14 protein-coding genes and 1 pseudogene are annotated in these 17,442 nt (G+C 68.5%); 6 read left to right on the top strand and 9 right to left on the bottom strand.

Annotated features, from left to right (window positions below):
* Positions 1–70 precede the first annotated feature (70 nt).
* The 3 genes and pseudogenes from WT24_RS31665 to WT24_RS31655 form a co-directional block, all read right to left on the bottom strand.
* Positions 71–2,293 (bottom strand): amylo-alpha-1,6-glucosidase, encoded by a 2,223-nt coding sequence (locus WT24_RS31665; RefSeq protein ID WP_059502784.1) that lies wholly within the window; start codon positions 2,291–2,293, stop codon positions 71–73.
* Positions 2,294–2,451: 158 nt separating this feature from the next.
* Positions 2,452–2,810 (bottom strand): annotated as a pseudogene (locus WT24_RS35890) (autotransporter outer membrane beta-barrel domain-containing protein); the annotation flags it as partial.
* 90 nt (positions 2,811–2,900) lie between these two features.
* On the bottom strand, positions 2,901–3,935 hold the full coding sequence (locus WT24_RS31655) for a rod shape-determining protein (protein ID WP_059502482.1): 1,035 nt from the start codon (positions 3,933–3,935) through the stop codon (positions 2,901–2,903).
* A 274-nt stretch (positions 3,936–4,209) separates the two neighbouring features.
* Between WT24_RS31655 and WT24_RS31650 the strand changes: the two genes are divergently transcribed.
* A complete protein-coding gene (locus tag WT24_RS31650; RefSeq protein WP_060037230.1) occupies positions 4,210–6,612 on the top strand; it encodes a patatin-like phospholipase family protein in 2,403 nt (800 codons plus the stop codon).
* Positions 6,613–6,714: 102 nt separating this feature from the next.
* On the opposite strand, the gene WT24_RS31645 is transcribed toward WT24_RS31650, so the two are convergent.
* Together WT24_RS31645 and WT24_RS31640 are read right to left on the bottom strand one after the other, a co-directional pair.
* Positions 6,715–7,845, bottom strand: coding sequence for an ATP-binding protein (locus tag WT24_RS31645; RefSeq protein ID WP_059502480.1), 1,131 nt, complete (start codon positions 7,843–7,845; stop codon positions 6,715–6,717).
* A gap of 64 nt (positions 7,846–7,909) precedes the next feature.
* Positions 7,910–8,620 (bottom strand): response regulator, encoded by a 711-nt coding sequence (locus tag WT24_RS31640; RefSeq protein ID WP_034204362.1) that lies wholly within the window; start codon positions 8,618–8,620, stop codon positions 7,910–7,912.
* A gap of 218 nt (positions 8,621–8,838) precedes the next feature.
* Here WT24_RS31640 and WT24_RS31635 point away from each other — a divergent pair, with 218 nt between their 5' ends.
* Together WT24_RS31635 and WT24_RS31630 are read left to right on the top strand one after the other, a co-directional pair.
* The gene (locus WT24_RS31635; RefSeq protein WP_059793444.1) at positions 8,839–9,753 is read left to right on the top strand and encodes a glutaminase; all 915 of its coding nucleotides are present in this window, start codon (positions 8,839–8,841) and stop codon (positions 9,751–9,753) included.
* Positions 9,754–9,829: 76 nt separating this feature from the next.
* Positions 9,830–10,465: an isochorismatase family cysteine hydrolase gene (locus WT24_RS31630; RefSeq protein WP_059502476.1), complete on the top strand. Its 636-nt coding sequence runs from the start codon at positions 9,830–9,832 to the stop codon at positions 10,463–10,465.
* A gap of 49 nt (positions 10,466–10,514) precedes the next feature.
* On the opposite strand, the gene WT24_RS31625 is transcribed toward WT24_RS31630, so the two are convergent.
* Complete coding sequence (locus WT24_RS31625; RefSeq protein WP_060037191.1) at positions 10,515–11,192, bottom strand: TetR/AcrR family transcriptional regulator; 678 nt, start codon at positions 11,190–11,192, stop codon at positions 10,515–10,517.
* A 147-nt stretch (positions 11,193–11,339) separates the two neighbouring features.
* Between WT24_RS31625 and WT24_RS31620 the strand changes: the two genes are divergently transcribed.
* Positions 11,340–12,863, top strand: coding sequence for an FAD-dependent monooxygenase (locus WT24_RS31620; RefSeq protein ID WP_060037189.1), 1,524 nt, complete (start codon positions 11,340–11,342; stop codon positions 12,861–12,863).
* 135 nt (positions 12,864–12,998) lie between these two features.
* Here WT24_RS31620 and WT24_RS31615 read toward each other — a convergent pair whose 3' ends face one another.
* From WT24_RS31615 to WT24_RS31605, 3 genes are all read right to left on the bottom strand, one after another.
* Complete coding sequence (locus tag WT24_RS31615) at positions 12,999–13,730, bottom strand: ribonuclease T2 (RefSeq protein WP_034204357.1); 732 nt, start codon at positions 13,728–13,730, stop codon at positions 12,999–13,001.
* 126 nt (positions 13,731–13,856) lie between these two features.
* The gene (locus WT24_RS31610) at positions 13,857–14,429 is read right to left on the bottom strand and encodes a hypothetical protein (RefSeq protein ID WP_059502470.1); all 573 of its coding nucleotides are present in this window, start codon (positions 14,427–14,429) and stop codon (positions 13,857–13,859) included.
* Between the two features lie 94 nt (positions 14,430–14,523).
* Positions 14,524–15,927 carry an HdeD family acid-resistance protein gene (locus WT24_RS31605; protein ID WP_059502468.1) on the bottom strand — a complete coding sequence of 468 codons (1,404 nt, stop codon included), beginning with the start codon at positions 15,925–15,927 and terminating at the stop codon, positions 14,524–14,526.
* 246 nt (positions 15,928–16,173) lie between these two features.
* Between WT24_RS31605 and WT24_RS31600 the strand changes: the two genes are divergently transcribed.
* Positions 16,174–16,740, top strand: a complete 567-nt coding sequence (locus WT24_RS31600) for a helix-turn-helix transcriptional regulator (RefSeq protein WP_059502465.1) — start codon at positions 16,174–16,176, stop codon at positions 16,738–16,740.
* Between the two features lie 79 nt (positions 16,741–16,819).
* Complete coding sequence (locus tag WT24_RS31595) at positions 16,820–17,401, top strand: HD domain-containing protein (protein ID WP_059502463.1); 582 nt, start codon at positions 16,820–16,822, stop codon at positions 17,399–17,401.
* Positions 17,402–17,442 lie beyond the last annotated feature (41 nt).

Here is a 17,442-nt window from a genome sequence, read left to right as displayed (position 1 = left end):
TCATGTCACGATTCTATGCCGCTGCGCGCGAACGTGGCGCGACATCGCGCAACGTTCGCGCGGCACGCCGCTACAGCACCGCGACCACCTTCACACGGCCCGGCTGCTCCGCCGCCGCGATGACCTGGCCGTCGACGCGGCGGAACGTCAGCGACACGGTTTCGTCGCCGACGCGCAGCGCATCGATCCGCAGCCAGTCGACGCCTTCCGGCAATGCCGGACGCTCGACGCGCACCTCGTGGCGCGCCGCGTCGATGCTCACGCCGAGGCACGCCTGCAGCATCATGAACGGCGCGCCGGCCGCCCACGCCTGCGGCAGGCAGGCCACCGGATACGCGGTCGGCGGTTCGCCGCGTCGGCGCGGGAATCCGCAGAACAGCTCCGGCAAGCGCATCTCGAAGCTCACCGCCGCCTCGAACAGCGCGCGCAGCAGATTCACCGCGGCCGTCTTGTCGCCGTAGCGCGCCAGGCCGCGCGCGATGAGCGCGTTGTCGTGCGGCCACACCGAGCCGTTGTGATAGGCCATCGGATTGAAACGCGGCTGGCCGGCCGCGAGCGTGCGGATGCCCCAGCCGGTCTGGAACAGGGCCGAGCCGAGCACGCCGGCGACCGCCGCGCCGCGCTCGGCGTCGGGCAGCCCGAAGGCAAGCAGATGGCCCGCGTTCGACGCGAACACACGGCACAGGTCGCCATGGCCGTCGAGTGCGATCCCGTAGAAATTGCCTTCCGGCATCCAGAACAGCGCGTCGACCTGCTCGCGCAGCGTCTTCGCGCGCAACGCGTAGCGCGTCGCGTCGGCCGCATGGCCGCGCCGGTGCGAGCACGCCGACATCGCGTCGAGTGCCGCGCATGCATAGGCCTGCACTTCGACGAGCGCGATCGGCCCGTCCGGGAAACGTCCGTCCGCGTGGAACACCGAATCGTGGCTGTCCTTCCAGCCCTGGTTCGCGAGGCCGCGCTCCGACGTGCGCTGATAATCGAGCAGCCCGTACGGATTGCGGTCGCACTTGTCGATCACCCATTGCGCGGCACGCTCGAGCGCGGGCCACAGCTCGTCGATCAGCGCATCGTCGCCGGTGCGCTCGACATAGGCGCCCGCGAGCACGATGAACAGCGGAGTCGTATCGACGCCGCCGTAGTACAGCGCGAACGGCACCTCGCCCGTCGCGGCCATCTCGCTGCGGCGGAACTCGTGCATGATCTTGCCGGGCTCCGCGTCGCGGAACGCGGAGGTCTCGCGCGCCTGATGCTCGGCGAGAAACCGCAGCACGCCGCGCGCGAGCGACGGCTGCAGCCACAGCATCTGCAGCGACGTGATGATCGCGTCGCGGCCGAACGGCGTCGAGAACCACGGGATGCCCGCATACGGGTACGGCCCCGTGTCGAGCTGCGTCGTGAGCAACCCGAGATCCGCGAGCGAGCGATCGAGCCATGCGTCGAACAGCGGATTGCCGGTGTTCACGCGCGCCATCGACTCGCGCCGCGCCCGCATCTCGCGATGCACGCCGACGAGCGCCGTACGCAGCGCGACGCGGCCGCATCCGGGCCCTTCGCCCTGCGCGGGCCCGAGCGTCGCATCGACGGTCAGGTAGATCGACACGCACGCCTGCGCGGCGATCGTCAGCGTGTAGTCGGCGCGATCGACCGACAGCGCGTCGGGCGCCGGCGAGAAATGCACGGTCACGTTGCGCTCCACGCCGTCGAGGCCGTCATAGCGCAGCCGCACCGCGCCCGCGTCGACGCGCGGCGCCCCCACCGTGCCGCGCTTCGGCCGCTGCGTGCCGCGCACTTCGAACATGTCCTTGAAATCGGCCGCGAACGACAGCGACAGCGGCACTTCGGCTTCGCTCGCACCGTAGTTCGTCAGCGTCAGCGCTTCGTACAGCACGTCGCCCGCGAGCACGCGCATCCGCTCGATGTGGATCACGCCCTCGGGTGTCTCGTGGCCGCCGAGCGGCGGCAGCGGGCGGTTCGTCAGGTGCGCGGTGAACGACGCGTTGTCGGCGCTCGTCGCGCCCGACAGCAACGACGGCGCACGGCCGCCGAACGTCAGGCGCCAGGTCGACAGCACGCGCATGTCGTCGACGAACAGGCCGTCGTCATGCCCGCCGATGTCGCCGAGCGCGTCGCTGACCACGAACGCGTCACCGGATTTCAGCACGTACTGATTGTTGCGCGCGATCGCCTGCGGATCGGCTTCGGGCGCGATGAAAGCGGGACCCGACGCGGTGGTCGGGGCAATCGGCGCGACTTGCGGCGCCTGCGTCGTCGTGGCTTCGGCGTGATTCGGCATCGATGCTCCTGTGTCGAGGCGCAACGCGCGGCGCGCGTCGCGTGTTTCGCACAGGATAGGCCAGAACGGGGGGCGCGCGCAGCGCCGAAACGGCCGCGACGCGATGCGAAGTCGCGTCGTCGCACCGTGTCGCGTGCGGGTACATCGGTTGCCGGTCGGAATTTCCGCAGGATGTTGCCGAGGGTCCCGTTGTCGCGCACGCCAGTGTCATACCGGCCGCTGTAACGTGAGGCCGAGCGTCAGGCGCGCTTCGTGACGTTCGCGTCGATGCCGGCTTCGAGCACCGCGCTGTCGCGAGCAATCGGCACGCCCGACACCTGGAACGACGTGCGCCTTTCGCGAACGCGAACGCCGACGACGGCCGCACGTTGCCGAACGCATGCCGCCAGCCGACCGTGCCGCGCGCGGTGAACGTGCCGCTCGCGATCGAACCGGGCGGCGACGCCGCGCGCAGGCCGAGCGTCGAGAAGCTGCTGTGGGTCGTCTCGCCGCCGGCGCGCAGTGCCCGCGCCCGTCCATGCAGTGGACGATGCCGGCCGGGCCGACAACAGCGAGATCGAAAGAATGTGAAGCCTGCACCGCGGCGCCCGGCCGGCACCGCCCCGGCTCAATCGGCCGGGCACATCGCGAGCCGCCCCATCGCCTCACCGGCGCCGCGCACCGCACAGGTGGCAGGCTCGTCGGCGATCCGCGCAACCAGCCCGGTCTCGTCGTACAGCAGGCGTTCGAGCCCGGCGAGCAGCGCGCCGCCGCCGGTGAGCACCACGCCGCGATTCGCGATATCGGTCACGAGTTCGGCCGGCGCGTTTTCCAGCACCGACTTGACCGCGCCGATCACCTGCTTGAGCGGCGCGGCCAGCGCGTCCGCGACGTCGTGATTGGACAGCTCGACCGAACGCGGCAGGCCGTCGCCGATGCCGCGGCCGACGGCGCGGGTCGACGTGCGCGGCACCGCGCTGGTGGCCGAGCCGATCGTCTTCTTCACGTGCTCCGCCGTCTGCTCGCCGAGCAGCACGCCGTACAGGTTGCGGACATGGTTGACGATCGCCGCGTCGAACTGGTTGCCACCGACGCGAATCGCCTCGCGGTACACGATGCCGCCGAGCGCGATGACGGCGACTTCGGTCGTCCCGCCGCCGATGTCGATGACCATCGAGCCGACCGCCTCGGTCACCGGCAAACCCGCGCCGAGCCCGGCCGCGAGCGATTCCTCGATCAGCTCGACCTCCGATACGCCGGCTGCGAACGCGGCCTCGCGGATCGCGCGGCGCTCGACGGCCGTCGCGTCGGACGGCACGCACAACGTGACCTCGACGCGGCGGCCGAAGCGCGAGCGGGTGCGCGACATGTCGATGAAGCTGCGGATCATCTGCTCGGCCGCGTGCGCGTCGGCGATCACGCCGTGCTGCATGGGCCGCACGGATTCGAGATGCCCCGGTTCGCGGCCGAGCAACGCCTTCGCGAGCTCGCCGACGGCCTCGAGCGTCGGCCGCGCGTCGCTTGCGCCGCCCTTGCGGAAGCAGACGACCGACGGCTGGTTCAGCACCACGCCGCGTTCGTGCGTATAGATCCGCGTGCTTGCCGTTCCCAGGTCGATCGCAACGGGTTGCGCAAACAACTTTCCGAACAGCGGTGTCGACATATTTCAAACCTTTGTGAGGGAACGGGCCGGGACAGCCGCGCCGCACGTTTTGCCACGCGTCCATGCCGTCCCATCACGAGCTTAGCGGCAAATCGTTCCGATACTTTAGGCAATTCCCATGATTTTTTCGCGACGAAATTGCCGAATGTGGCGTTTCGGGCACGTCCGGCTACGCAACGAACCTCTCGCGTCGGGCCTGTAAAACACGGTAATCTCTCGGTCTTGCCTGCTCCCGGCAGGCCTCAGACGCACGATCACGCCAGGTATGTTCGCCATGACAGCGACCGTTTTCTTCCGCTGGGCGCCGGTGCGCCCGCTCTGCACGACGCTCGTTGCCTTCTGGTGCTGCACGGTCGCCGCACAACCGCTGCCGGCCACCGAAGCCGTTGCTCCCGTTGCCGCCGCCGACGCGCCGGCTGCCGCCGCGCCGGCCGCGTCGGCCGCGTCGGCGCACACCTGCACGGCCGACGGCGGCCCGGCCGGCCGGCCGTCGATCGGCCTCGTGCTGTCCGGTGGCGGCGCGCGCGGCTACGCACACCTCGGTGTCCTGAAAGTGCTGGAGGACAACCGGATTCCGATCGACTGCATCGCGGGCACCAGCATGGGCGCCGTGGTCGGCGGCCTGTACGCGAGCGGGATGGCGGCCGACGAGATGCAGAAGCGGCTGTCGGAGGTCAATCTGGCGGATATCGCGTTCGACGTGACGGACCGCGCGGACCTGCCGCAAACCAGCCGGGAAGACGAACGCCTGTACATCAACGGGCTGACGCTCGGCTTCGGCAAGAAAGGCGTCAAGGCGCCGGTCGGCCTCGTACAGGGCAACCGGCTGCAGGCGCTGCTCGCGAACTGGACGGCCGCCGTGCCGACCAACCAGCCGTTCGACCACCTGCCGATCCCGTACCGCGCGGTCGCGACCGACCTGCAGACGGGCCAGATGGTCGTGCTCGACCACGGCTCGCTGCCGCTCGCGATTCGCGCGAGCATGGCAATGCCGGGCCTGTTCGCGCCGGCCGAGATCAACGGACGCGCGCTGGTGGACGGCGGGCTCGTCAGCAACCTGCCCGTCGACACCGCGCGGCAGATGGGCGCGAACATCGTGATCGCCGTCGACATCGGCTCGCAACTGCGCCCGCTCGACGCACTCGCGTCGCCTGCCGACGTGATGCAGCAGATGGTCGGCATCCTGATCCGCCAGAACGTGACCGCGCAGCGCAAGCAGCTCGACGCGCACGACGTGCTGCTCACGCCGAACCTCGGCCCGCTCGCGTTTACCGATTTCCAGAACGCGAAGCAGGCGATTGCCGCCGGCGAGGCCGCCGCGACCGCGGCGCTGCCGAAACTGCGGCGTTTCGCGCTCACGCCGGAACAGTACGCGGCCTACCGGTCCGCGCACGCGCAGCCGCTGCCGCCGCCGATCCGGATCACGCGCATCGACATCAAGACCAGCGGCGGCGTGCCGAAGCGCGTCGTCAGCAATGCGCTGCATGTGAAACCCGGCGACATCTACGATCCGAAGACCGTCAGCCAGGATCTGCTCGGACTCACGACCGGCGGCAACTTCGAGAGCGTCACGCAGCAGATCGTGAGCCACGGCGACGACAACGTGCTCGAGATCAACGCGCGCGAGAAGTACTGGGGGCCGAACTTCCTGCTGTTCGGGCTCGGCATGTCGAGCAGTTCGACCGACGAAGGCGGCTTCCGCCTGCACGTCGGCTACCGGCGGCCGTGGCTCACCGAATCGGGGCTCGAATTCCGCGCGGACACGACGATCGGCAGCGACCTGCAGTCGGCACGCGTCGAATTGCGCCAGCCGCTGTCGACCGCGTACGGCGTGTACCTGTCGCCGTACGCCGAATACCAGCGTCGCTATGCGAACCTGTACAACGACTCCGGCGACGTGAAGGTCACGCAGTACCTGATGCAGACGGCACGCGCGGGAATCGATCTGGGCCTGCCGATCGCGCGGCTCGGCGATTTCCGGATCGGCGTCGGTTACATGACCGGGCACGGCTCGCCGACCTACAACGTACCGTTCGACGACGGCAGCGGCCAGACGCTGCTGTGGCCGAGCTTCACGTCCCAGGCGTTGGTCGCGCGGGCGCGGCTCGTGATCGATCAGCTCGACGATCCGATGTTCCCGCGCAAGGGTTATTTCGGCGAACTGCGGATCGACCGCTCGCTCGTGTCGCGTAACGGCGGCTCGGCGCAGGAATTCGACGACGGGATCAACAACTCGCCCTATACCGAGATCTACGGCAAGGCGATGATTGCGCAGCAGTTCGGCCGACACAGCGTCAGCGCGACGATCGAAGGCGGCAAGAGCATCGGCGGCACCAACCTGATCAACGCGTTCAACTTCACGCTCGGCGGCTTCCAGCATCTGTCCGCCTATGCGGCCGATCAGCTGAACGGCAACGAGCTGGCGTACGGGCAGATCACGTACATGAACCAGTTGATGACGTTCAATGCATCGCCGATCAAGGCGCTGTCGGTGGGCGCCAGTGCGGAAGTCGGCAACGTCTGGTCCAGCGGCCAGCAGATCGGCGGCGGCTCGCTCAAGCAGAGCTACACGTTCTTCACGAGCCTGTCGACCGCGTTCGGGCCCGTCTACATCGGCGTAGCGCTCGCGCCCAGCGGCCGACGCAACTTCTACCTGCAGCTCGGCCGCACCTACTGAGCATGCGCGGATGCCGCTTCGGCGGCATCCGTGGCGCGCGTGCGCCCGCCGGCGGCCTGCGTCTTCGCGATTGCCGTCGATCGGCCCGCGCGCAGCGTGGCGCTAGACCGGCCAACTGATCTCGAACCGCGCGCCGCCGAGCTCGACCGGATCGACGACAGCGATCCGGCCGTTGTGCGCGTGGAGCACCTGCCGCGTGATCGACAGGCCGAGCCCGTAGCCGCCGGTGCGACGGTCGAGGCGCACGAACGCGTCGAAGATCCGTTCGCGCTCGTTCTCGGGCACACCGGGACCGTCGTCCTCGACGAAGATCCCGATGTTGCCGTGCAAGAGCGAGATCCCGACGACGATCCGCGATTTCGCGTACTTGCTCGCGTTGCGCAACAAGTTGCGCATCGCATACGACATCAGCCGCCGATCCATCTTCACGCGCAGATCCGGCCCGATCGCGATGCGCGACTCGATCGTGCGGTCCGGATACAGCAGTTGCGCGTCGTTCACCTGGTGCTCGAACCACGCGACCGGTGCGGTCATCTCGAGGTTCGACTGCAGCGAGCTGTATTCGAGCCGGGCATACGTGAGGCTCATGTCGATCAGTTCCTCGAGCTCGGTCACGTCCTGCGCGATGCTCTCGAGCGCGCCCTGGTATTCGGCCGCCGAACCCGGTTCGCGCAGCATTTCGAGCGCGAAGCGCACGCGCGCGAGCGGCGTGCGCAGTTCATGCGAGATCCCGTTCGTCAGATCGCGCTGCGCGGCGATCAGCCGCTCCATGCGCATCGCGAGCGCATTCAGCGTGCGCGCGAGCGGGCCGATGATCACGCTGTGCGATTCGCGCGCGCGCGTGTTGAAGCGGCCGCCGGTGAAATCGATCGCGCGCTCGCGCACCATCACCAGATCCGACCACACCGGCCGCATCCACCGGTACGCGGCGAGCGCGGGCGCCGTGAACACGAACGCCAGCACGATCCAGATGTCGCCCGGCAGCGAGTCGAACGCATGCCACACGACCTGCGGCGACAATTCGACGGACAGCGCGAGCGCGGGCACCAGTGCGGTCAGCAAGACGAGGCCGAGCAGATGCACGTAGGTGCGCACATACAGGCGCGACCAGCTCGGAATGCGATCGGCGCGCGTGTCGGTCCACGCGCGTCGGAAATGCAGCCAGCGCCATTTGACGTAGCGCAGCGGCGGAAGCGGCGGCGCATCGGGGTGCGAACGGGTTCGTCGGATCATCGCGGCTCCCGGCCCGCGGGCGGAATGCCCGCGCGGAACGTGACGGCGTCGCGCGACGGCGGCGTCATTCCCACGCGTGCTTGCTGAATTGATAACCCTTGCTGCGGATCGTCTTGATCCGCTGCGGGTTGCTTGCGTCGTCGCGCAGCTTGCGGCGCAGCTTCGAGATACGCCCGTCGATCGTGCGATCGAGACCGTCGAATTCGACGCCGCGCAGCTGCAGCATCAGATCGTCACGGCTGACGACTTCGCCCGCATGACACACGAGCGCCCACAGCAGGTCGAATTCGGCCGACGTCAGGTCGGGCGTGCTGCCGTCGGGCAGCACGACGGTGCGGTCGGTGCGGTCGATCGAGAACTTGCCGAACGCGTAGCGCTCCGGCTGCGGCGCGGCGCTCTCGGCCGCGCGCACGGGCGCGCGGCGCAGTTGCGCTTTGATCCGCGCGAGCAGGATGCGCGGCTCGACCGGCTTGTGCACGTAGTCGTCCGCGCCGAATTCGAGGCCGAGCAGCTCGTCGAACGGCTCGTCGCGCGCCGTCACCATGATGATCACGCCGTCGTACTGCTTGCGCGCTTCGCGGCAGATCTCGAAGCCGTCCTTGCCCGGAAGGTTCACGTCGAGGATGACGAGATCGGGACGAATGGACAGAATCGCCGGCACCGCGGCGTCACCATGCAGCACGGTGTCGACTTCATAGTCGTTCTTGCGCAGGTAGCCGGCGATCAGCGTGGACAGGCGGGTGTCGTCTTCGACGAGCAGAATGCGAAAAGACATGGGCAGCGGTCGGATCATCGGAGAAGCCGCGGCGGCGCCGGCCGGTGCCGGACGCCGGCCATCGGCCGAAACGTACCGCATGATACTGCGCCCGCCGCTCGCCTGTTTGCCGGTCTTGAAAATAAGGGCGCGATTTCGGCCGCGCTTGACGAATCGGCGCCGGGACGGTTCCATACGGGCTCGCCGGAATCCGGCCTGCCTCTACCCTGCCTGACGCGATGAATTACCCGACGATCCTCGAACGCATCCACACCGAACTCGCCCCCTGGATTGGCCAGGGACGGGTGGCCGACTACATTCCCGAACTCGCGAAAGTGCCCGCCGACAAGTTCGGGATGGCCGTCGTGACGCTCGACGGAAACGTTTACACCGTCGGCGATGCGCACGAGCGCTTCTCGATCCAGAGCATCTCGAAGCTGTTCGCGTGCACGCTCGCATTCCAGTTGCTGGGCGACGCGCTGTGGGAACGGGTCGGCCGCGAGCCGTCCGGCACCGCGTTCAATTCGCTGGTCCAGCTCGAAAGCGAGCGCGGCAAGCCGCGCAATCCGTTCATCAACGCGGGCGCACTGGTCGTCACCGACGTGCTGTGCCGCCGCTTCGTGAAGGCCGAGACGGCGCTCGTCGAATTCGTGCGGCGGCTGATCGGCGCGAACGACATCGACTACGACTCGCGCGTCGCGCTGTCGGAGTTGCAGCACGCGGAGCGCAACCGCGCGATGGCGCACTTCATGGCAAGCTTCGGCAACATGCAGATGCCGCCCGACACGGTGATCGACGCGTATTGCCGGCAGTGCGCGATCACGATGAACTGCGTCGAGCTCGCCAGCGCCGCGCTGTTTCTGGCGAACGGCGGCGTCGCGCCGGCGACCGGCGAGCGGATCGTCGATTCGAGTTCCGCGAAGCGGCTGTCGGCGCTGATGCTGACGTGCGGTACCTATGATGCGGCCGGCGATTTCGTGTACCGGGTCGGGCTGCCGGCGAAGAGCGGCGTCGGCGGCGGGATCGTCGCGGTGCTGCCCGGGGAGATGGCGGTGTGCGTGTGGGCGCCGGGGCTGGATGCGAACGGGAATTCGTTGGCCGGCACGCTGGCGCTGGAGTGGTTGACGACTTATACGGGGCGGTCGATTTTTTGAAGGGGCGATGCCGGGCTGCATCGTCGGCACCGCCGATTTTCCGACATTCCGAAGCGATTACTGGAGAACGCCACGCATGAATCCGGACAACGCATCAGAAATTGCAACCTCCGCCCGCGCGCACGCCGGCAGCCGTTCCTCCTCGCCGATCCCGCCCATCGTGCCATCAAAAACCGCGCTGCTCGTCATGCATTACCAGACCGATATCCTCGGGCTTTTCCCGTCGGTCGCGCCCGAGCTGCTCGCCAACACGCGCCGTCTCTGCGACGCGGCACGAGCCGCCGGCATCGGCGTCTGGTTCGCGAATCTGCGCTTCAGCCCCGGCTATCCGGAAGTCAGCCCGCGCAACAAGAATGGCCAGGGCATCAAGCAGCTCGGCCTCTTCATCGACGACGCCCCGTGTCCCGAACTGGCCAGGCAGCCCGACGAACCGCTGATCGTCGCCCACCGCGCGAGCGTATTCTTCGGCACCGATCTGCAGGCGCGGCTCGTCGCGCAGGGCGTCGATTCGCTGATCATGGTCGGCATCGCGTCGACCGGCGTGATGCTGTCGTCGATCGCCCACGCGAGCGACGCCGATTTCGGCCTCTACACGGTCAAGGATTGCTGCTACGACCCGGACCCGATCGTCCACGAGCATCTGTTCGCCACCGCGTTCGAATCGCGCACGACGGTGTTGTCGCTCGCGGATGCGTTGCGGCTGCTGGCGTGACGACGGACTCGTCGCACCGCTGTTCGAAACCATGCATCCGATGGCGGGCTTACCGAGCCGCCACGCCGATTCCCGCCAGAATGAGATCGATGCCGGCCAGGAACTGCGCGCGCTCGTCGTGCGCGGCCAGTTGTTCGGCCACCTTCCGCACGAACGGATACTGCGCCGGTTCGAGCTGCGCCCACCGCTCGGCCACGGCCGCGACGATCGCCTGCTGCCCCGCCTCGCGCGGATGCAGCCGCGCACCGGCCGCGTATTGGCCGGCCAGCCCGAAGATGTAATGCATCAGCGCCGACGCCGCATTGAATTGCGCGGACTCGGGCACACCCAGCGCCTGAAGCTGCCCGCCGATGCGCTCCAGGATCCTCGGCACCGCGTGCTGCCACGGCTCCCGGAACAACTGCGCACCCACCCACGGATGCGCGCTGAACGCGTCGAACAGGCGCAGCGCGATGCGCCGGATCGCTTCCGCCGCATCGCTGTCGCGCTCCGTCGGCACGTCCGTCAGCGCAGCCTCGATCACTTGATCCGCGGCCGCCGCGAGCAGGTCCTGCTTGTCGGCGACATGCCAGTAGATCGCGCCGCTTCCGGTCGCCAGGTGCGCGGCGAGCGTGCGAAACGTCAGCGCGCCCTCGCCTGAATGGTCGAGTATCCCGATCGCGGCCTCGACGATCCGCTCTTTCGACAGCGCGTCCGCACGCCGCTCGGTCCGGTTGCTGGTTTTCATGGGTGCTAGCTTGACACATCTGGAACATCGTTCCAATATCTCGCCGATGGAACGACATTCCATTACTTTCCCGAAGCGGGCGCAATGCCGGTGCGTACCGCCCTCTCGATCACACCGGGGCCGCCTTGGCCCGAAACCGAGCCACCGATGAACGAGCCCGTGACCCATGATGTCGCGATCGCCGGAGCCGGCCCTGTCGGCCTGTTCCTCGCGTGCGAATTACGCCTCGCCGGCGCCTCCGTGCTGGTGGTCGAACAGGCGGACGATCCGGAATCCCCGCTGAAGCATCTCCCGTTCGGCATGCGCGGCCTGTCCGCGCCGACCATCGACGCGTTCTATCGTCGCGGCTTGCTCGACGGCATCGCGCTACCGTCCCGTGCAAAGGACACCGCGCACTGGATGCAGCAATCGCGTCGGCCGGCCGGCCATTTCGCCGGCATCCAGTTCTTCCACGACGACGTCGATACGTCGCAGTGGCCATATCACCTGCCCGGCCCGGCCGGCACGCACATGGCGACGGACATGGCGCGGGTCGAATCCGTGCTGAGCGCCCGCGCGCGCGCAACGGGCGTCGAGATCCGGCGCGGTGTCGCCGTCGAAGGCTTCGATCAGTCGGACGATGGCGTCACGCTGCACGCCGGCGGCGAGACATTCCACGCACGCTGGCTCGTCGGCTGCGACGGCGGGCGCAGCGCGGTCCGCAAAGCCGGCGGCTTCGCGTTCGCCGGCACCGACGCCGAGTTCACCGGCTACTCGATCGAAGCCGAGTTCGCCGATCCGGGCGCGCTGCTGCCGGGCCGTCACCACACGGCGGCCGGGATGTACACCTACACGCCGCCCGGAACCGTCGCGCTGGTCGAATTCGACGGCGGCGCATTCCACCGGGGCGGGCCGGTGACGCTCGAGCATGCGCAGGCCGTGCTGCGCCGCGTGTCCGGCACCGGCGTCACGTTGACCGCGCTTCGGCTCGCCGCCACGTGGACCGATCGCGCGTACCAGGCATCGACGTACCGCAACGGCCGCGTGCTGCTCGCGGGCGATGCCGCGCACATCCATTCGCCGCTCGGCGGCCAGGGGCTCAATCTCGGGCTCGGCGATGCGATGAATCTCGGCTGGAAGCTGGCCGCGACGATCCGCGGCGACGCGCCGGACGGGCTGCTCGACAGCTATACGAACGAACGGCATCCGGTGGGCGCACGCGTGCTCGACTGGTCGCGTGCGCAGGTCGCGCTGATGCGACCGTCTCCGAGTTCGCGCGCGCTCGCCGCGATCATTCGCGATCTCGTCGACACGCGCGACGGCGCGACGTACTTCGCCGAGCGCCTGTGGGGCGTGTCGCTCGCGTACGATCTCGGCGGCGGCCATCCACTCGTGGGCCACGGCGTTCCCGACTTCGAACTGGCCGACGGCACGCGGCTCGGCGAACACGTCAGGCACGGCAAGGGCATGCTGCTGGACTTCGATGCGAACCCGTCGCTTCGGGCACTCGCAAGCCGTTGGCACGACCGGATCGCGTATCTCGCGAGCGACGCGAAGGACCGGCTCGGATTGCGCGCGGTGCTGGTGCGCCCCGACGGCTTCGTCGCATGGGCCTGCAATGACGATGCGGACGTGGACGCAGTCGCGCATGCGGCCATGCGGTGGTTCGGCGTGCCGTCCGCGACGCGTTGAGCGCAGCCGACCGACAAACCCGCATGCGCTCCGTCAACGGCACGCCCAACATGCTGGAATGCCCATGCCACCCGTCATGCCGCAACCCTGACCGCTCGCGACGTGCGCGATATCGCGCACGTCAGCCGCGCCCCGTCACTTCGCGATGAACACACCCGACGTCGGGCACGTGCCCTGCGTATTGCCGTCCGTCACGAGCGACGCCGCGCTCGGAAACTGCGCGGTCGCATTCGTCTTCACCGCGATCCACGCTTCGGTGAAGTAGCTCACGCCGTTCGTCTTCGTGCACTTCAGCGACACCGCGCTGCGCGTGTTGCTGCCGAACGCGCCTTCGAACGCCGACAGCAACTGGTTACGCGTGACCGTCTTGCCCGCGTTCGCTTGCAGGAACGCGTTGAACGACGTGTTGCCCAACCGGCTGATCATGCCCGACGCCTGATTCCAGTAAGCATCGGGCGTCGCCGAATTCGAACACGTGCCATGCTTGAACCACTCGTGCTTGTCGAGACACGATGCGACGCCCGGCATGTACGTCGACAGCGTGTTGCGGGTCGCGCTGCTGATCGGGTATGCGTCCATGCTGCACCACTGGTGAGCGTTGTCGAGGTCGATGTCGCTCTGCGGCACGCCGCAATAGAACGGCTGATTGCCGTCGTAGCGGTTCGGCCACAGCCCGTGCAGCGACAGGCTCGTCGCCGCATACGAGCCGGCGAGGTTCGTGCATTCCGGCGTGTCGTGCGACGCGCAGAAGCCCGGCTCCCACGATGCGGCGAGCAACAGGTAGTCGTAGCTGGTCTGCGCGGCGGCGTGCAGTGAAACGGAAGCGACGGCGAGTGCGGCAGCGGCGCGGGCGAGCGTCTTGAGCATGGCGTGTTTCCTCGGAAAGGGCTTGCGGTCGCGGGATGCGCCGCAAGGTTGTCGAATGTCTGCCCGCGATTGTTGCTGACGCAACATGGCACGAATGTGAAGGTGGACGAAAGAATGCGCGATCGCTCAGGTGCCGAGCTGCGTGCACGCGCGCGCCGACGCTTCGGGGCCCTCGAGCGCGAGAATCTGCCACACGCCGATGCTGACGCGCCGGCGCGCCGCCGTCGACGCATCGGCCAGCAACGCCTCGACACGGGGAGCGACATCGGGCGCCTTCTGCTGCAGCGCCGCGTGGTGCCGCGCACGCGACGCCGGTTCGGGCTCGTACACGTCGCAGAGGCGCACCATGCCGGCGAGGCCGGCCAGAACGTCGTCCTTGTCGATCGCGGCCGGCTCGACGGGCGCGAGCCCGTTACGCTCCGCCGGCGGCAGCTTGTTGCGCGCGCCTTCGTCGATCGCCGTGGCGGACGCCGGCGGCAGGCCGCCCAGCGCCGCGACGATCCGGCTGCCCGCGGCGATCATGTCGCCCTGGCACGCGACCTTCTCGGCGGCCGCGACGTTCGAGCAGAACGACACCGACATCCGGTAAACGTCGTTGCTCATGCGCGGCACTTCGTCCGTGTCCGCCTGCGCGAGGCCGGCGCTCGCCAGCGTCAGCGCGGCCGGAATCAGGATGCGGAACGCTCTCGTGTTGTTCATCGTCGTCGTCCGTGGGGGGCTGATGGCAGGCAATATCGCGGCGCCGCGCGAAGGCGCCCCTCGTGACGTCGGGCCCGCGTCCGGCGCCACGCGTTCACTTCATCGACGCCGCCTCCGACCCGCCGGGCGACAGCGCCGCGCTGTCCTGCTCGCGCCACGCGCGGCGCGACGCCATGATCGCGCTCACGGCCGAGCGCGCAACCTTCCACCACGCGAACGGACGCGGATCGGCGAGCATGCTGAGCGCGCGCGCATAGTCGAGCGTGAGCCCGGGCGTCCACGCCATCGTCACCGCACGCTTGCGGATCTGCGCGGCCACCCACAGCTCGGGCGTGAGCAGCAGCCGCACGAACGCGCCCCACCCGGCCCGCGCGCCCTTCAGCCGCCACACCGCGCCGTCGAGCGCGGCTTCGAGCGCATTCGACACGGAGCTCGAGCAGTTGCGGTGCGTGAGGTTGTACGTCGTGTTCTGCCGGTACGACGACCAGAACGCATCGAGCTTGGCCGGATCGTAGTTGCGGATGCGCACGCGCACCGTCGACGGACACCACGCTTTCGACTCGGTCGCATAGTCGGGCTGGAACAGGCCCGGCACGTCGTTCTCGCGCGTCGCACGCAGGATGCGCGTGAATTCGTCCGGAGAACGATCGATTTCGACGCCCGGATACAGGCTGATGTAGATACCCTCCGGCGACTCCAGCGCCGCATGGCCGGTCGAGATCACGCCGTTGACGTCCACCGCCGCGATGTAGCGGTCGATCACCGGATAACGCTGCGCTTCGGCCTTCGACGTGCCGGTCGGCGTCCACACGTGCACGGTGAGCGCCCGCTCGCCGTCGGCCGGCGGGCCGTCCCATTCGGATTGCGCGAACTGCGGCAGGTTCGGCGCATCGTCGAGATCCGGCGCCAGCGCCGGCGCGGGCGACGTCGCGAACGCCGGGTTGCGTGTCAGCCGCCGCACGCGTGCGGCAAGGCTCAGCATGTGCATCCCGCCGAACGTCAGCAACAGGCCGAGGCAGTACGGCACGGTGCCCACGTAGTGCGTCGGGTACGGCTGAAAGAAGAAGATCGCCAGCAGGATCTCGACGACGCCCCACGCGAACGCGACGTGCCAGCGGCGATAGCGCACCATCCATGCGGACGTGCATTGCAACAGCCCGTCGACGAGAAACAGCGTGCCGAAGATCATCGACAGCAGGAAGTGGCCGTGATGATGGCCGGCAAACACGAGCCCCGCAGCCACCACGACCGCGATGCCCTTCACGTAGCGCAGGATGCGCTGCCCGCCGACCCCGCTGCCAGCCACCGCGAGCGTCGCGAGCCCCTCGATCAGGAACAGCCATGCGAACAGTTCGATCGGAAAATGCAGCGCGCCGTCGAGCGCATCGACGAAAATGCCGACGCCCGCGACGACCCACAGCCAGCCGAGCACGGTCAACCCGCGCCAGCGGGTTCGCAGATATTCGATGCCCAGCAGCAGCAACACCAGTCGTACCATTGCGCCCTCGTATCTTTTTTCGGGAAACGCACGGCCTCGCGCTCCCTGTCGTTGCGACCGCGCGTCGGGCGACGCGCCGGCCGGAAGGCGGTCATCGTTGCCGGCGCACCATGTCGCTCACATGATCGATGGTGGCCGGCACGCACCGCTCTGGCCGAATAATAAGATATGGTGAGACCGGTTGAAAGCCTCGCGAAAACGATTCCGACGGGGCGCGCACGGCAACGCTGCCACAGGAGCATCGTCATGAATGCCTCACCGCTTCATCCGTCCTCGCTCGGCCCGCAACTCAAGCGCTGGCGCGCGCTGCACCGCGTGAAGCAAAGCCATGCGGCCGAGCTGTTCGGCGTCGCGCAATCGACGATCTCGCGCTGGGAGGCCGGCCTCCAGCAGATGTCGCCCGACGAACGCGCGACGGCCGAACGGCTGCTCGCCGCGCGCCTCGATTCCGCGGGCGACCACGCACTCGCGCGGCTGATCGCCGGCAGTGCGGGCCGCATGCATCTCGTGTGCGATCTCACGCACCGTCTGCTTGCCAGCTCGCCGGCGCGCGCGGCCGAGTTCTCGCGGCCGCTTTCGACGCTGCTCGGCACGTCGCTGTGGCGCTACGCGACGCCGGAGATCGTCCGCATGGAAGCCGCGCTCGACCGGCTCGGCTGGCACGAACGCGCAGGGCCGCCGAGCGTCGAGTTCGACACCGGCGCGAATGCGTCGCGCGTCGTGCCGATTCGCGGCAGCCGGTGCCGGTGGACACGGATGACGTTGTCGGACGGCTCGGCCGTGCGGCTCGTGGAAACGCTCGACGTGCACTGACGGTCCACGCATATTTCATGCGTGGACGAAGCCCGGCTGGCCGGCATACGCTTGACGGCTCATCGCAAGGACGCCGACCATGAATCCCGATACGATCCACGCGCGGCTCGCTTTCCTGCGCGAAGCCGAACGCCTGAAGGACGTGCTGCGCAGCGGCCATACGTCGGCCGGCCGCCCCGAAAGCACGGCCGAGCACAGCTGGCGGCTATGCCTGATGGCGCTCGTATTCGCCGATGCACTGCCCGCCGTCGACACGCTGAAGCTGCTGAAACTGTGCGTCGTCCACGACCTCGGCGAGGCGCTGCACGGCGACATCCCCGCGATCGCGCAGGATGCATACCCCGACAAGCGCGCGCACGAACGCGACGACCTGCTGACGCTGACCGCGCCGCTCGACCGCGCGGTGCGCGACGAGATCGTCGCGCTGTGGGATGAATACGAGGCAGCCGCCTCGCCGGAAGCCCGCGCGGCGAAGGCGCTCGACAAGCTCGAAACGATCCTGCAGCACAACCAGGGCAGCAATCCGCCCGATTTCGACTATGCGTTCAATCTCGGCTACGGGCGTCGCTACACCGACGCCGCACCGCTGTTCAGCGCGATCCGCGAGATCGTCGATGCCGATACGCAGCGCAGGATCGACGCGGGCGGACACCGCGCGTGAGCTCGCGAGATCGGGCGGGCTACCCCGCTCGCCCCGCTCGT

Origin of the sequence: Burkholderia sp. MSMB1078WGS, assembly GCF_001528895.1 — a bacterium.
Classification (GTDB): Bacteria; Pseudomonadota; Gammaproteobacteria; order Burkholderiales; family Burkholderiaceae; genus Burkholderia.
Note: the sequence above shows the minus strand (reverse complement) of the source record. Positions and strands in the feature narration are given on the sequence as shown.

Excerpts from the sequence above, each read along its gene's own strand:
- WT24_RS31665 (WP_059502784.1), bottom strand. The coding sequence starts at position 2,293 with ATGCCGAATCACGCCGAAGCCACGACGACGCAGGCGCCGCAAGTCGCG.
- WT24_RS31655 (WP_059502482.1), bottom strand. The coding sequence starts at position 3,935 with ATGTCGACACCGCTGTTCGGAAAGTTGTTTGCGCAACCCGTTGCGATC.
- WT24_RS31650 (WP_060037230.1), top strand. The coding sequence starts at position 4,210 with ATGACAGCGACCGTTTTCTTCCGCTGGGCGCCGGTGCGCCCGCTCTGC.
- WT24_RS31645 (WP_059502480.1), bottom strand. The coding sequence starts at position 7,845 with ATGATCCGACGAACCCGTTCGCACCCCGATGCGCCGCCGCTTCCGCCG.
- WT24_RS31640 (WP_034204362.1), bottom strand. The coding sequence starts at position 8,620 with ATGTCTTTTCGCATTCTGCTCGTCGAAGACGACACCCGCCTGTCCACG.
- WT24_RS31635 (WP_059793444.1), top strand. The coding sequence starts at position 8,839 with ATGAATTACCCGACGATCCTCGAACGCATCCACACCGAACTCGCCCCC.
- WT24_RS31630 (WP_059502476.1), top strand. The coding sequence starts at position 9,830 with ATGAATCCGGACAACGCATCAGAAATTGCAACCTCCGCCCGCGCGCAC.
- WT24_RS31625 (WP_060037191.1), bottom strand. The coding sequence starts at position 11,192 with ATGAAAACCAGCAACCGGACCGAGCGGCGTGCGGACGCGCTGTCGAAA.
- WT24_RS31620 (WP_060037189.1), top strand. The coding sequence starts at position 11,340 with ATGAACGAGCCCGTGACCCATGATGTCGCGATCGCCGGAGCCGGCCCT.
- WT24_RS31615 (WP_034204357.1), bottom strand. The coding sequence starts at position 13,730 with ATGCTCAAGACGCTCGCCCGCGCCGCTGCCGCACTCGCCGTCGCTTCC.
- WT24_RS31610 (WP_059502470.1), bottom strand. The coding sequence starts at position 14,429 with ATGAACAACACGAGAGCGTTCCGCATCCTGATTCCGGCCGCGCTGACG.
- WT24_RS31605 (WP_059502468.1), bottom strand. The coding sequence starts at position 15,927 with ATGGTACGACTGGTGTTGCTGCTGCTGGGCATCGAATATCTGCGAACC.
- WT24_RS31600 (WP_059502465.1), top strand. The coding sequence starts at position 16,174 with ATGAATGCCTCACCGCTTCATCCGTCCTCGCTCGGCCCGCAACTCAAG.
- WT24_RS31595 (WP_059502463.1), top strand. The coding sequence starts at position 16,820 with ATGAATCCCGATACGATCCACGCGCGGCTCGCTTTCCTGCGCGAAGCC.